Here is a 15268-nt window from a genome sequence, read left to right on the forward strand (position 1 = left end):
AGTCGTTTTCATATAACAATATTCAACAACGCAGAAACGTAGACAATTTAATTTTGTCTACGTTTCTGCGTTGTTGCTTTTGAAGTTAAGCTAAACTCTTATAAAAAGTCTGTAACATTGACTTACTTATTAAATTTTCACTTTATTTAAATTCTTTTCTAAAAAGCGTAACAAGTAACAAAATGATAAAAGCTGCAATAACTGCGGTTAAAAATATTGGCATATACGCAAGGTGGGTTGCATCTTCAATACCATTTGTGATTGCATGTCTTAATGCATCGTTAGAAATTTGATTTACCTGCCCTAATATTTTAGTAAGATTACCTGAACGATGCTCCATTGTGTTCATTAAAGAAACTGGTATGTCTTTGAGTCCAAAATGGGCTGTATTTATACTTTCTTTAATTTTACTCGCCATTTGGCTATATCCAAATTGAATAAATGTCGTAAACATTGTCGGTGCAATAGTAATACCGACTTGTCTGGAAACTGATAATGTTCCAATAACTGTACTATTATTTTTAGTTGAATGTGCTGACTTAGTTGCTAATACAGTCATTGGTGCGCCAATAGTAAAACCAAAGCCTAATCCTGCAATTATTGAAAATACTAAAAATGGCATGGTTGAATAAGTTAAAAAGGCTAAGCCACCATAGCCAACCATACTAATGATACTTGCAATCACTAATGCAAATATTGGTCCTTTTTTATCTACAATCTTTCCACCCATTGATGCGCCTACACCAGAAGCTAATGCCAAAGGCGTCATCCAATATCCACTGTTAGCAGCTTTAACATGCAATACGTTTTCAACAAATGAAGGAATGAAAATAATTGAGCCAATCAACATCCCAGACAAAACGCCCATAATCAATACCACTGAAAAAGCTGGCTTTTTCAGTAAATAAAAAGGTAAGAAAGCATCTATATCAGTCGCTTCATTTTTATATTCCACTAAAATTAAAATACCATAGCCAATAATAGCCAGTACAAATAAACCAATCACCGAAAAGCTGAGTATACTATTAGCAATATTACTAGTTTGTATATTATTAATCGCAAACATCATTAATAACGTTGAAAATGAAAATACAATGATGGCATATTTATCAATTTTAGTTTTAACTTTTTCTTGTGTTTCTGGCATTCTAATCATCATAAAAATAACAATCATTATTGCCACTGGGACATTGATCAAAAATAACCAATGCCATGTACCACTTACATTAATTAATAAACTTCCAATATTTGGCCCTAATACGGAAGCAATACCATTCATTGCACCTAACCCGCCAAGCATACTACCTTGTTTTTCTTTGGTATATGTAGAAATGATATGTGAACTAGCGATTACAAATAAACCGCCACCACCAAATGATTGAATTAAACGTGCAATGATAAAGAACGTATAATTAGGACTTAATGCAACTAACAATGATCCAAAACCAAATAAAATCACTTCAATAATAAATATTTTTTTACGACCATACATATCAGCAAATTTACCTGCTATAGGTGTGGTTACAGCCATACCTAATGTATAAATCGTTATTCCCCATGACCCCATTTGTGCTGAAATCTCAAAGGATTGATTTATTGTTGTTAACGCTGCACTAATAATACCGTTGTCTAAAGCCGCCATAAACACACCAATGAGTAAAAATAATGCAACAATATCAAATTTTTTTTGTTTCAAATGCATTCATTCCTTTCTGTCTTGGAATTTCATATGATATTTATTATTTAAAACCTACTTTGTGAACTAATTATGAACACAAATGTATTTACATATTAAAAAATGCCTAAAAGACCTTTTATCAATATATAAAAGTCTTTTAAGCATTTTCTAATCAATTTAATTTCATAATTTTTTTGCGTTATTTCAAATTCGACAATATATTTGCAAATATAGTTATTTAATATGGCCTTTTTGCTTAAGATTTGATTTGGATTTTTTATAAATATTTGCTTCTGTAGCATTAAATACCCATTTATTTTCGTCTTCTGAAGTTGATTGTGCTCTATAGTCTTCTGATTTTTTGAGGAATTTATTTAAATGAGCAAAATGATTATAGGCTACATTCGAGTCTTTTGTCATAACATCCCCTCCAATTAACATTTTATGACAAGTTATCTCTCCAATCAACTAATGTAGTAATATCATTTTCAGAAATTTCTCCATTTTCTCTTGCAACTTCAATTAATTCATTATAATTACTTAATGTATAGAAAGGAACCCCAGCTTGTGCAAATTGTTCATCTGCTTTTTTCAAACCATAAGTAAAGATTGCTACTACCCCAATGACATTCGCGCCAGCAGCTTTCAATGCTTCTACTGCAGTTATTGAAGAACCACCTGTGGATATTAAATCTTCTATAACTACTACATTTTTACCTTCACTTGATGCACCTTCAATTTGATTCTGTTTACCATGGCTTTTACTTTTTGATCGAACATAGTTCATCGGTAAGTTCATCACTTCTGAGACATAAGCTGCATGCGGAATACCGGCCGTTGCAGTACCTGATATAACTTCAATATCTTTAAAATGTGATTCAATCAATGCTTGTAGTCCATCTCTAATATGATTACGTACGTCTGGAAAACCTAATGTAACGCGATTATCACAATATATTGGTGATTTAATACCTGAACTCCAAGTAAACGGATCATTCGGAGATAATGATACAGCTTTTATGTCTAACAATGCTTGTGCAATTGATTTAGTCATGTGATTTCAACCAACTTTCTTTAATTTTTTGGTAACTCTTAACCGGATTTTCACTCTGCGTAATCGGTCGCCCTACAACAATATGTGTAGCACCAAAAATGCTTGCTTTTTCTGGTGTCGTAACACGATGCTGATCATCGGAGGAAGTATTTTCCGGTCGGATGCCTGGCGTCACTTTCAAGAAATCTTCACCTAATTCTTGTGTTAATAATTTTGCCTCAAGTGGTGAACATACAACGCCATCTAAACCTGATAATTTGGCTAAACGCGCATAATTCAAAACTGCTTCATCCATTGTACTTTGGATATTTTGTTCATCATGTAACATTATTTCTGTAGTTGACGTCAATTGCGTCACTGCAATAATTTTAATATCACGATTATATTTTTTAATGCCTTCTAGGGCTCGTTTCATCATTTCTGAACCACCAGCAGCATGTACATTTACTAAATCAACATCTAATTTACTTAAACCTTCCATTGCTTTGCCAACAGTGTTAGGAATATCATGTAATTTTAAATCTAAGAATATGCTATGACCACGTTTTTTAATATTAGTGATTAATGACGGACCAGTTTGATAAAAAAGTTCCATACCGACTTTGACAAATAAAGATTCATCAAATTGATCTAAAAATTGTTCAACTGCTTCTGCTGAATCAAAATCTAAAGCAATCATGGGTAGGTTATTTTGCATATATATATCGCCTCTCATAATATCTTTTTTATTATATTTGCCAAGCGCGTAAAGGCATATGACAACAATGATATTTTTCAATTTCTTCACTCTGACAATGACAACTAGGAGAAAAATTTATAAAACTGTTTTTCATCCTAGCCATCTACTGCCAATATCATAATTTTCACTTAAACATAAACAATTGTTTTAGTTTTCTTGACATTGGAAATTAGATTTTACATATTTTTCATCGTGAAAGTCATACTTTCTATAACCGATGTTAATGCTTCCGCTGTATCTAATGAAGTCAGACAAGGTACACCATTTTCTACAGAGGCACGTCTAATTTGGAAACCATCACGTTCAACTTCTTTTCCTTTTGTCATCGTATTAATCACAATTTGCACATCATTCGTTTGTATACGTGATAATAAATCGTCTTCTCCGCCAATTTTCCCCACAGTTTCTGCAGTTATATGGTTATTTTCTAATTTTTTAGCAGTACCTTCAGTAGCTAATATTTTATAGCCGACTTCATTTAAACGAGCTGCGATATTCACAATTTCATCTTTGTCTTTATCACTTACAGTCATCAATACCGTGCCATAATCTTTAACTTCCATACCACTTGCTGTCAAACCTTTATATAAAGCCTTTTCCATGGTTAAATCTTTGCCCATGACTTCTCCAGTTGACTTCATTTCAGGTCCTAATGTGATATCTACATTTTTTAATTTATTAAAGCTAAATACCGGTGCTTTGACAAAGACACCGTCACTATATGGTTGAACACCTTCGCTATATCCTAAATCTGTAAGTTTCTCACCTATAATTGCGCGCATGGCCAACTGTGCCATTTGTATATGCGTAATTTTACTTAAGAAAGGAACTGTACGACTCGCACGAGGGTTCACTTCTAAAACATAGACACCATCATGTGCAATGACAAATTGTATATTGATTAAACCTATGATATTTAGCCCTTTCGCTAAGCGAATTGTATAATCTTCTAGTGTTTTAAGCTCTTCTTGTGTCAGGGTTTGTGGAGGATATACTGCAATCGAATCACCTGAATGAACACCAGCACGTTCAATATGTTCCATAATACCAGGTATAATTACCGTTTCACCATCTGAGATAGCATCGACTTCAATTTCTTTACCTGTGAGATATCTATCAACTAATACAGGATGATCCGGACTCGCTTTTACTGCTTGGTTCATATAATTAGTTAACTCTTCATCGTTATACACGATTTCCATAGCACGTCCACCTAATACATATGAAGGTCTAACTACTACAGGATAACCGATTGCACGTGCGTTTTTGAGCGCTTCTTCAGCTGAAGTTGCTGTTTTACCGTTAGGTTGAGGCACATCAATCTTACGTAACAGCGCCTCAAATTCTTTACGATCTTCTGCACGGTTCAGATCTTCAAGTGATGTACCTAAAATTTTCACGCCATACTTTTCAATTTTATCTGCTAAATTAATCGCAGTTTGACCACCAAATTGAACTACTACACCTTTTGGTTGTTCAATATTTATAATGTTCATTACATCTTCTTCCGTTAATGGTTCAAAATATAATTTGTCTGAAATTGAGAAGTCTGTAGATACTGTTTCAGGATTATTATTGACGATAATGGCTTCATAACCAGCTTGCTGAATGGCCCAAACAGCATGCACAGTTGCGTAATCAAATTCTACACCTTGACCGATTCTAATTGGTCCTGAACCTAAAACTAATATTTTCTCTTTTTCAGTGACGATTGACTCATTTTCTTGTTCATATGTGCCATAGTAATATGGTGTAGCAGATTCAAATTCTGCTGCACAAGTATCTACCATTTTATATACTGGTGAAATATTATGTTGTTTTCTTAAGTTATAAACTTCAGATTCTGACATATCAAATCGATGTGCAATAACTCGATCGCTAAAACCATAACTCTTAGCAAATTTTAAATAGTCTATATCTCCTTTGTGTTCTTTTAAATCATGTTCTATATCAATGATGTGTAGGAATTTATTTAAGAAGAAATAATCAATCTGCGTCATTTCGTGTATTTCTTCTAAAGAAGTACCGCGTCTTATAGCTTCTCCTATAAAGAATAAACGCTCATCATCTTGATCTTGTATACGCGCTTTTATATAATCTAAATCATATGTTTCACCATTTGGTAATCCTAAATGATGTACACCATATTCAAGTGAACGAATCGCTTTCAATAAAGACTCTTCATATGTGCGGCCAATCGCCATAACCTCACCAGTTGCTTTCATTTGTGTACCTAGCACACGTTCACCCTTTTCAAACTTATCAAACGGAAAACGTGGGATTTTTGTTATAACATAATCCAACGTAGGTTCAAATGCAGCATAAGACGTTTTAGTTATTGGATTCAGCATTTCATCTAATGATAAGCCTATCGCTATTTTTGCAGCTAATTTTGCAATCGGATACCCCGTAGCCTTCGAAGCTAAGGCTGACGAACGTGAAACACGTGGATTCACTTCAATAATATAATATTTCATTGAGTGTGGGTCTAATGCCAGTTGTACATTACAGCCACCTTCAATGCCTAAAGCACGAATCACTTTTAATGACACATCACGTAACATTTGATATTCAACATCTGATAAAGTTTGACTAGGTGCTACAACAATCGAATCCCCTGTATGTATACCGACTGGATCTATATTCTCCATGTTACAAACAACAATGGCATTATCATTTTTATCGCGCATCACTTCATATTCAATCTCTTTAAAACCTGCGATTGATTTTTCTATTAAACATTGTGTTGCAGGACTGTAATGCAAGCCGTTCGTTACCACTTGTCTGAATTCTTCATCATTATGGCAAATACCACCGCCTGTACCGCCCATAGTGAAAGCAGGTCTCACAATTAATGGATATCCTACCATTTCTTTAAATTCAAATGCCTGTTCTAAAGTATTTACGATATCACTTTCTGGCACGGGAACATCTAGCTCATTCATTAAGTCTCTGAATAACTCTCTATCTTCCGCTTGTTGAATAGACGCTAGTTTTGTACCAAGTAATTGTACATTGTTCGCTTCTAATACGCCGCTATCATGTAATTGAATCGCCATATTAAGCCCTGTTTGGCCACCTAAAGTTGGTAGTAAAGCATCAGGTTGTTCTTTACGAATAATACGTGCAATAAAGTCATGCGTTAAAGGTTCAATATAGACTTTGTCAGCAATCTCATTATCCGTCATGATTGTCGCTGGATTTGAATTTACTAATATAACACGATAACCTTCTTCTCGTAATGCTAAGCAAGCTTGCGTTCCGGCATAATCAAACTCTGCAGCTTGACCTATAATAATCGGTCCAGATCCTATCACTAAAATCGTTTTAATATCGTTACGTTTAGGCATTTGTCAAAAGCTCCTTTTCTTTAAAGTCATGCATCATTTTAATAAATTCATCAAACAAATAATTTGAATCTGTCGGGCCAGGATTTGCTTCAGGATGATATTGTACTGAAAATGCAGGTAATGATTGGTGTCTTAATCCTTCAACTGTACCATCATTAATCGCTACATGTGTGATTTCTAGTGGTGTATTAACTAATGAATCTTTATCAACTGCATAACCATGATTTTGGCTTGTTAATGCTATTTTTCCAGTTTTTAAATCTTTCACAGGATGATTTGCACCTCTATGTCCAAATTTCATTTTAAACGATGTAGCTCCTTGTGAAAGTGCAAATAATTGATGACCTAAGCAAATGCCAAAGAAAGGAATTTTTCCTAAAATGCCATTAATCATATTAATTGCAACTTTGACTTCTTCCGGATCACCAGGTCCATTTGATAACATCACACCGTCTGGTGACATTCTAATAATTTCTTCTGCCGTGGAATCATAAGGCACAACTGTAACATTACAACCACGTAAATTAAGTTCTCTCACAATATTTTGTTTTTTACCAAAATCTACTAATACAACACTTAAATCATAGCCAGTTGACACATATGGTGTTTTAGTAGACACTGTTTTCACTTCATCTCTAGGTAATTCAATTACCTTCAACTCTTCTAACAATTGCGGAATATCTGCCTTATTATCTGTAAAAGCTGCTTTTAAAACGCCATAGTTTCTAATTTTTCGAGTAATACTACGTGTATCCACGCCAGAAATACCTGGTATATCATAGTCTTTTAACACTTCATGGAATGTTTTTTGCATGCGAAAATGGCTCGGATAAGTGCTCGCTTCTTTAACAACAACACCACTCAATGTTGGTATCAATGATTCAAAATCATCTCGATTAATTCCATAGTTTCCTATTAATGGATAAGTAAATGTAATAATTTGTCCAGTGTATGATGGATCTGATATCGTTTCTTGATATCCGGTCATAGCAGTATTGAATACTATTTCACCTTTCGTCAAATGATCTGAACCTAATGGATAACCTTCATAATATGTTCCATCTTCTAAAACTAAATAGCGTTTTTGCAACATTACTTTTCCTCCTTAAATTTAACTTCACCTTCTACCAATGTTAATACTGGAGTACCGTATACTTTTTCACCTATAAATGGTGTATTGGTTCCTTTAGATGCAAAATCTTCTGCCCTAATCTCTTGCTCTTCTTCTAGATTAATGGCAGTAAGGTCAGCCAAACCACCTTCTTTTAATCTTCCATAAGGTAAATCAAATATTTGAGATGGTTTGATTGTTAAATAGTCAACCAATTGTTGCAATGACCAATCACCATTTTTCACAAAGTGCGTATACAATAATGGAAATGCTGTTTCACTGCCAACGATACCAAAAGGTGCTTTTGTCATTGGTTGTGCTTTTTCTTCTTTCGCATGTGGTGCATGATCTGTAGCAATACAATCTATTGTCCCATCTAACAATCCTTCGATTAGTGCAGCTCGATCTTCTTTACTTCTTAAAGGAGGATTCATTTTATAGATTGCATCATCACCAGGCACATCATCTTCAGTTAATAATAAATGATGTGGTGTCACTTCTGCTGTTACATGAATACCTGCTTTTTTAGCATCTCTTATAGCTCGTACACTTTCTTTTGTAGATACATGACACACATGATAATGTGCCCCTGCTGCTTCAGCTAACAGAACATCTCTCGCAATTTGTACCGCTTCACAAATATTAGGTATGCCCGGTATACCTAAAGCTTTACTACGTTCCCCTTCATGCATAGCACCGCCATATATCAAACTATTATCTTCACAATGCGCAACTACTGCTTTATTTACTTTTGCTGCTTGTTGCATGGCTTCATACATCATATTTGCTTGTTGTACACCTACGCCATCATCAGTAAAGGCAAATGTACCTAACTTTGCTAAAGCTTCGAAATCAACGTGTTCATTTCCTGCTTGTCTAACTGTGATTGCACTGTATGGTAAAACTCTAACTTGTGCATTTTCTTCGATTAATTTGTTTAAACGCTCTAAATTTTCAACAGAGTCAGGTACAGGGCGTGTGTTTGGCATTGGACAAACTGTCGTAAATCCTCCTCTAGCAGCTGCTTGAGTCCCTGTTGCAATTGTTTCTTTATGTTCGCCACCCGGTTCTCTTAAATGTACATGTACATCAACTAAACCTGGAGCAACAAAATCCCCTTTTAAATCAATGATTTCAACATCGGCATCAACCTCTATATCTGACGCAATTTTTTTTATATTTTTACCTTCTATTAAGATAGAAGTAGTTTTAAGTTCACCATTTTCTAAGATTTTCGCATTAGTTAGCAATTTCATTTATTTCTGCCTCCTTTGTTTGTAATATATACTCAATGACAGCCATACGTGTATACATGCCATTTTCCATCTGTTTAAAGATGCGTGATTTTTCTGCCTCCACTAAACAATCATCAATTTCAACACCGCGATTGACAGGTGCTGGGTGCATAACGATTGCTGATGATTTCAATCGATTATAACGATCTTTCGTCAAACCAAAGTTTTCGTGATAATTTTGATTTTCAAAATTTGATGTTTCTTCTTCTCCATGTCTTTCGTGCTGTACTCTAAGTAACATGACAATATCTATATCATCTATCACTTTATCTATATCAACATAAGGTGCCGCTAAAGTGTCATCTCTCCACGCTTCAGGACTTGAGAACATAACGTTTGCACCGAGTGCTGTTAAACTTTGGAAGTTACTTCTCGCTACACGGGAGTTTTTTATGTCTCCACATATTAAAATATTTAAATCTTTAAATGTGTCATACTCTTCATATATTGTCATAAGGTCTAATAAACTTTGTGTTGGATGCTGTCCACTTCCATCACCTGCATTGATAATCGGTAACTTCAGTGAATTTAAATCATTATAGTATGTTGTATCTGAATGTCTAATTACTAAAACATCTGCGCCTACTTGTTCTAATGTTTTACACGTATCGTATAGGCTCTCACCTTTTTGAACTGAAGAAGTGCTCGTCTCAAAATCAATCAATTTCAATCCTAATTTTTGCTCTGCCACTAAAAAGCTACTTTTCGTACGTGTAGAATTTTCAAAAAATAAATTTGCTACAAATTTGTCTTCATAATTATGTGGTTTAAACGATCCGTTTTTAATACCGCTCGCAATTTCGATTAGTTCATAAATCTCATTTGTAGTTAGATGTTCCATTGATAGTAAATTATCCATTTTTTCAGCCTCCTAATAATGAAATACACATTTATTTATTTGTTTCAATCTGTTGCGGTAAAATTAAGTTTAGTAGTATACCTGAGAGTGCTGCTAATGCCATACCTTCAATTTCTAAATTAATACCTATTCCGTTTAAGTTGAAGACAAGGTTGCCTATACCTATTACTAATATGACTGATGCAATGACAAGATTTCGATTACTTGCAAAATCAACCTCACTTTCTACAAGCATTCTCAGACCACTTGCTGCAATAATTCCGAAAAGTAATATCGATACACCTCCCATAACAGGGGTTGGTATAGATGAAACCAATGCTGTGAATTTGCCTACAAAACCTAATATTATAGCTATGACTGCAGCACCTCCAATTACATATATACTATAAATTTTCGTGATAGCTAATACGCCGATGTTTTCTCCGTAAGTTGTACTAGGAGGGCCACCTATAATACTTGCAAACATTGTTGACACACCGTCACCAATGATGGATTTATCTAATCCTGGATCTTTAAAGAAATTTCGTCCCACGATTTTGTTAATCACCATTTGATGCCCAATATGCTCACTTACCGTAACAAAAACGATTGGTATTAACACGAGTACCAAACCTAGATGAAATGATGGTGTGTAGTCTTTAAACGGTAGATACACCTCTGGAAACTGCAACCATTTTGCTTCGGCTACAGGTTTAAAGTTAACAAGTCCCATAAAAATTGAAACAATGTAACCCGTGATAATGCCTATTAATACAGGTATAAGCGACAAGAAACCTTTAAAATATCCTTGAACCATAATCGTTACAAGTAATGTAATCATTGCTACTACTAAATAACTTAAGTTATAACCTTTCATATCTCCTGAATTTTCAAACATTGCCATGTTAACCGCAGTAGGTGCTAAATTCAAACCAATCACCATAATGACAGGTCCGACAACAACAGGAGGGAGCAAGTGCATAAGCCACCCTGTTCCACTTAATCTAATAGCTAATCCAATGAGCACATACATTACACCGCTCATAAACAATGCCACTAACATGTCACCTAAGCCATGTGAGTTCAATCCAGTTATGATTGGTGTGATAAATGCGAAACTTGAACCTAAATATGCAGGTATTTTTGCTTTTGTAATTAGTATATACAATAATGTCCCTATGCCTGATGCTAGTAAGGCAGATGATATGGGTAATCCAGTTAAAAAAGGTACGAGAACAGTCGATCCAAACATTGCAAATAAATGCTGAGTGCTTAAAAATGCCCATTGTCCTAATTTAGGTTTATCTCGTACATCTAATACTGGTTTAGCTGTCCGTTCAAACATTGTTTCATTTTCCATGACTTTCCGCTTCCTCTCATAAAAAAAGTCTCTTTACATTGTTTTCATGTAAAGAGACTTAAAAAGTATCAATCTTCAAATTAAAATTTAGCTCATTCAAACAACGTTATAGCTTAAAGCGTTAGGTTTGTTATTTGAATACTTAGCTTAAATTAAAATCAGATGATATGGAGAGAATCTATAGTATATGTTTATATAATATAACTATATCTTGAAATGTGGTTGCTTTAAAACTTGATTTTGGCTTCCACATGATTCTCTTCCCTTTTTCAGTCTCTCGTACTGAATTAAAAGGTGTTGATTTATTCAATTACAACTGCATTTCTATTATCTATTTCACTAAGAAAAACTGAGACAGCTTCTTCTCTAGCAGTAGGTATGTTTTTACCAACAAAGTCTGCACGTATCGGCAGTTCTCTATGTCCGCGATCGATAAGTGTTGCTAGCCCTATTTTTCTAGGTCTTGCATATTGAAGTACTGCATCAAGTGATGCCCTAACTGTGCGTCCAGTATATAAAACATCATCCACAATAATTACGACTTGATTTGTTATATTGACATCAATTTCATACGTTTGTTCTGCAGCTTGATCTATTGTCTGTTCCAAATCATCTCTAAATTGTGTAATATCAATGGTACCTGTTGGAACAGTGATTTCTTCAATTTGTTCAATTTTTTGTTGTATTCGTCGCGCTAAAAATGCCCCTCTTGTTTTAATGCCTAACAAAATTAAATCATCAGTACCTTTATTATATTCTAAGATTTCATGTGCAATACGCGTCACTGTTCTTTGTATTGCTGCTTCATCCATAATCACTCGTTCTGACATTTTGGGCACCTACCTTAATCTTAATGATATAAAAAAACCTCACATCTTTAGAAGACATGAGGTTGCGTAATAAAATATTACAAACAAAACGCAGAGACATATCTGAAATTCAGATGATTTCTCTATCATAACCCATTTTGTGTCTGTGATTACGATTTTTTATCGCGTTTCTATAAAACTACGATGGTTTTTAGCTATTTTTGTGACTAAAATGCTTTGTTTGTATATTCTATTTTCATTACATGTCTTCGAAGCCTCTCTGGACTTTCAATTAAAGACGTTCGTTCTTTATTAAACTGTCATTATATTATCATGAATAACATGTCGTTGCAAGTCTATATTAGAATATCGTTCGATTTGTAAGAGCTATCGTTTCCCTTTAAATCATATTTTCAATTCTAGTTATCCTTGTCGAGGTGGGGAAACGAAACTATTTAATAAAATTAGATTGCTGTCCCACTCTCATTATAAATATCATGGTATGACTTTCAATTTGTCATATAACTTAGCCTTATTAATTATCAGATTTACGAATATCATTTAAAAGTTGTTCAAAATCATCTGGTAACGGTGAAGTCTTTTCAATGTAGGCTTGTGTAACTGGATGTTCAAAACCAATTACTGCCGCATGCAATGCTTGACCACCAATATCTAATGTTTTCTTCTGACCATATTTTGGATCTCCTACTAATGGATAACCAATATATTTCATATGCACACGAATTTGGTGAGTACGACCTGTTTCTAACTGACATTCTATTAAAGTATACTTATTAAAATGTTCTAATACATTAAAGTGAGTAATTGCGTCTTTACCATCATCGACCACAGCCATAGATTGGCGATCATTTTTATTTCGACCAATAGGTGCATCAACAGTACCATAATCATGTGGAATGTTACCATGTACTAATGCAATATATTTACGCGTGACTGATTTATCTATTAATTGTTCAACCAAACTTCGATGTGCAATATCGTTTTTCGCAATCATTAATAAACCTGAAGTATCTTTATCAATACGATGTACAATTCCCGGACGTATCTCACCATTTATACCAGACAAGTCTTTCATTTGATACATTAAACCATTTACTAATGTACCTGTATAATGACCTGCAGAAGGATGTACTACCATACCCTTAGGTTTATAAACAATTGCGACATCATCATCTTCATAATAAAAATTCAGATTAAGATTTTCTGGCTTAATATCTGCCTCAACAATTTCTTTTTCAGTTACTACAATTTTATCATTTACCTTAGTTTTATAATTGGATTTTATCACTTTATCATTGACTTTAACCAAACCTTCTTTAATCCAATCTTGCATTTGAGTACGTGACCATTCAGCATTAAATTCAGGCAATAATTTATCTATTCGTTGTCCTGCGTTCGCTGGGTCTTCTATGTTAAACTCATGAAACTCCATACACTATCTCTCCTATTCTTCTGTCCTCATATCCCTTAACAAAGCGATTATGACTAAAACGACGCCTATAGTTAAACTAGAATCAGCTACGTTAAATATTGGAAAATTATAACTAAATATATAAGTATCAACAAAGTCTACAACTTCACCGTTCAATACACGGTCAATAAAGTTACCTAAAGCGCCAGCAAACAACATACTTATAGCAATTTGCATCAATAAATTATGCTTCGCTTCTTTTATAAAAAAGACAATGAGTATAATCAGAATAATGACAGTTATGATATAGAAAAAAACCATTTTTCCACTTAAAATCCCCCATGCTGCACCATTATTTCTATGTGAAGTGATGCTCAAAAAGTTAGGGATTACTTCAAATGAGTCACCAATTTGCATTGTTTTAGTTATTATAAATTTTGTGATTTGATCTAATATAAGTATAACGATTGTTATAAATATAGAAGTAACAATATAGTACTGACGTTTCATGTCTGTACCTCCTATTTATTCTACGTGCGGTCGATTTTTACAACAACTCTCATTATATCCTAATCAAACTTATAAAAAAAGTTACAGTTCAAATATTAAGTTATTTTTTTAAAACATTATTCAAATAGACATTAATTTAAAGTACTGAATAATAATTAAATCTAAACTGAATACCATCGGGACCAGTCAATAATTTATGTGTTGTTTCTGGAAAATGAAAATCAACGCATGCTAGACCATACGTTTTATGATTTTCTATGCGTTTAACACTTGATAACCAATTATTCACTACAAGATGTTGATGATATCCATTTGAAGCCAAATATACTGCACTCTTTGTTTCTACAGAAGATGGTACCAAGCCAAAGTAATTTTTATAATATTGTTTAACTCTATTTAACCGAATTGTTTTTAAATTAATATATCCGATAATACTGTCATCAGGAATGCCTTGCCATTTCTCATCTGAGACATATGTTAATAATTTAGGTACATTTAATGGTTTTGTTTCTAAAACTGCTTTTTCATTTTCAATAGACCACTCATCAATTGGATTGTCTACATAAAACTCTAAGCCATTTCCTTCAGTATCTTCTAAATATAATGAAGTTGAAATATCATGTTCTCCACCGTTGATTGGTATTTTATATTCACTTAATTGAACGAGTAAGTCTGCTAAATCTGTTTTAGTTGGTAATTTAATAGCTAAGTGAAATAAACCTGCTTCTGAAACAAGTGGTTCTCTTCCCATATTTATTTGATTAAGTGTCATGAAGTGATTTAAATTTCCAATCTCATATTGAATCGTAGAGTAGGATTCATTCACTACATTTAATCCAATTATGTCTCCATAAAATTTTTTCATTTCATCTTTGTCTCTCACATTTAATATAATGCCATTCACAAAATGGGCACTTTCGTTATGGAACATATTTAACACCTTTCTAATTACTTATTGCTTTCATTATATATGAACTGTTCAATTTTAAATTTCAATATGCTCATTTTAATCTAAAAATTGGGTTTGCTAAATAGTTCACTTAATCTCTATATTAGAGAAAAGAAAACCTGGGACATCGCAACGATGTCTCA

The 15268-nt window shown here is 33.7% G+C and carries 13 protein-coding genes; all 13 read right to left on the minus strand.

Going from position 1 to position 15268, the window contains the following annotated elements; translation table 11 throughout:
• Nucleotides 1–142: 142 nt before the first annotated feature.
• Nucleotides 143–1696, minus strand: a complete 1554-nt coding sequence (locus tag KA867_RS10030; RefSeq protein ID WP_210137900.1) for an MFS transporter — start codon at nt 1694–1696, stop codon at nt 143–145.
• A gap of 216 nt (nt 1697–1912) precedes the next feature.
• Nucleotides 1913–2098: a hypothetical protein gene (locus tag KA867_RS10035; RefSeq protein ID WP_210137901.1), complete on the minus strand. Its 186-nt coding sequence runs from the start codon at nt 2096–2098 to the stop codon at nt 1913–1915.
• Between the two features lie 22 nt (nt 2099–2120).
• On the minus strand, nt 2121–2732 hold the full coding sequence (gene pyrE / locus KA867_RS10040) for an orotate phosphoribosyltransferase (protein WP_107383734.1): 612 nt from the start codon (nt 2730–2732) through the stop codon (nt 2121–2123).
• Nucleotides 2725–3429 (minus strand): orotidine-5'-phosphate decarboxylase, encoded by a 705-nt coding sequence (gene pyrF / locus KA867_RS10045; RefSeq protein WP_210138065.1) that lies wholly within the window; start codon nt 3427–3429, stop codon nt 2725–2727. The genes pyrE and pyrF overlap by 8 nt, the downstream gene beginning before the upstream one ends.
• Before the next feature lie 218 nt (nt 3430–3647).
• Nucleotides 3648–6821: a carbamoyl-phosphate synthase large subunit gene (gene carB / locus KA867_RS10050; RefSeq protein WP_210137902.1), complete on the minus strand. Its 3174-nt coding sequence runs from the start codon at nt 6819–6821 to the stop codon at nt 3648–3650.
• The gene (locus KA867_RS10055; RefSeq protein ID WP_210137903.1) at nt 6814–7914 is read right to left on the minus strand and encodes a carbamoyl phosphate synthase small subunit; all 1101 of its coding nucleotides are present in this window, start codon (nt 7912–7914) and stop codon (nt 6814–6816) included. Before KA867_RS10055 ends, carB begins: the two co-directional genes overlap by 8 nt.
• Nucleotides 7914–9188, minus strand: a complete 1275-nt coding sequence (locus tag KA867_RS10060) for a dihydroorotase (protein WP_210137904.1) — start codon at nt 9186–9188, stop codon at nt 7914–7916. Before KA867_RS10060 ends, KA867_RS10055 begins: the two co-directional genes overlap by 1 nt.
• Nucleotides 9172–10086 (minus strand): aspartate carbamoyltransferase catalytic subunit, encoded by a 915-nt coding sequence (locus KA867_RS10065; RefSeq protein ID WP_210137905.1) that lies wholly within the window; start codon nt 10084–10086, stop codon nt 9172–9174. Before KA867_RS10065 ends, KA867_RS10060 begins: the two co-directional genes overlap by 17 nt.
• A 31-nt stretch (nt 10087–10117) precedes the next feature.
• Complete coding sequence (locus tag KA867_RS10070; protein WP_210137906.1) at nt 10118–11425, minus strand: uracil-xanthine permease family protein; 1308 nt, start codon at nt 11423–11425, stop codon at nt 10118–10120.
• Nucleotides 11426–11727: 302 nt separating this feature from the next.
• Nucleotides 11728–12255 carry a bifunctional pyr operon transcriptional regulator/uracil phosphoribosyltransferase PyrR gene (gene pyrR, locus KA867_RS10075; RefSeq protein WP_107383727.1) on the minus strand — a complete coding sequence of 176 codons (528 nt, stop codon included), beginning with the start codon at nt 12253–12255 and terminating at the stop codon, nt 11728–11730.
• 514 nt (nt 12256–12769) lie between these two features.
• A complete protein-coding gene (locus KA867_RS10080) occupies nt 12770–13687 on the minus strand; it encodes an RluA family pseudouridine synthase (protein WP_210137907.1) in 918 nt (305 codons plus the stop codon).
• A gap of 12 nt (nt 13688–13699) precedes the next feature.
• A complete protein-coding gene (gene lspA, locus KA867_RS10085; protein WP_210137908.1) occupies nt 13700–14176 on the minus strand; it encodes a signal peptidase II in 477 nt (158 codons plus the stop codon).
• Nucleotides 14177–14312: 136 nt separating this feature from the next.
• The gene (locus KA867_RS10090; RefSeq protein WP_210137909.1) at nt 14313–15107 is read right to left on the minus strand and encodes a VOC family protein; all 795 of its coding nucleotides are present in this window, start codon (nt 15105–15107) and stop codon (nt 14313–14315) included.
• Between the last annotated feature and the right edge of the window lie 161 nt (nt 15108–15268).

This window comes from Staphylococcus sp. GDH8C109P (assembly GCF_017893405.1).
GTDB classification, from domain to species: domain Bacteria; phylum Bacillota; class Bacilli; order Staphylococcales; family Staphylococcaceae; genus Staphylococcus; species Staphylococcus cohnii.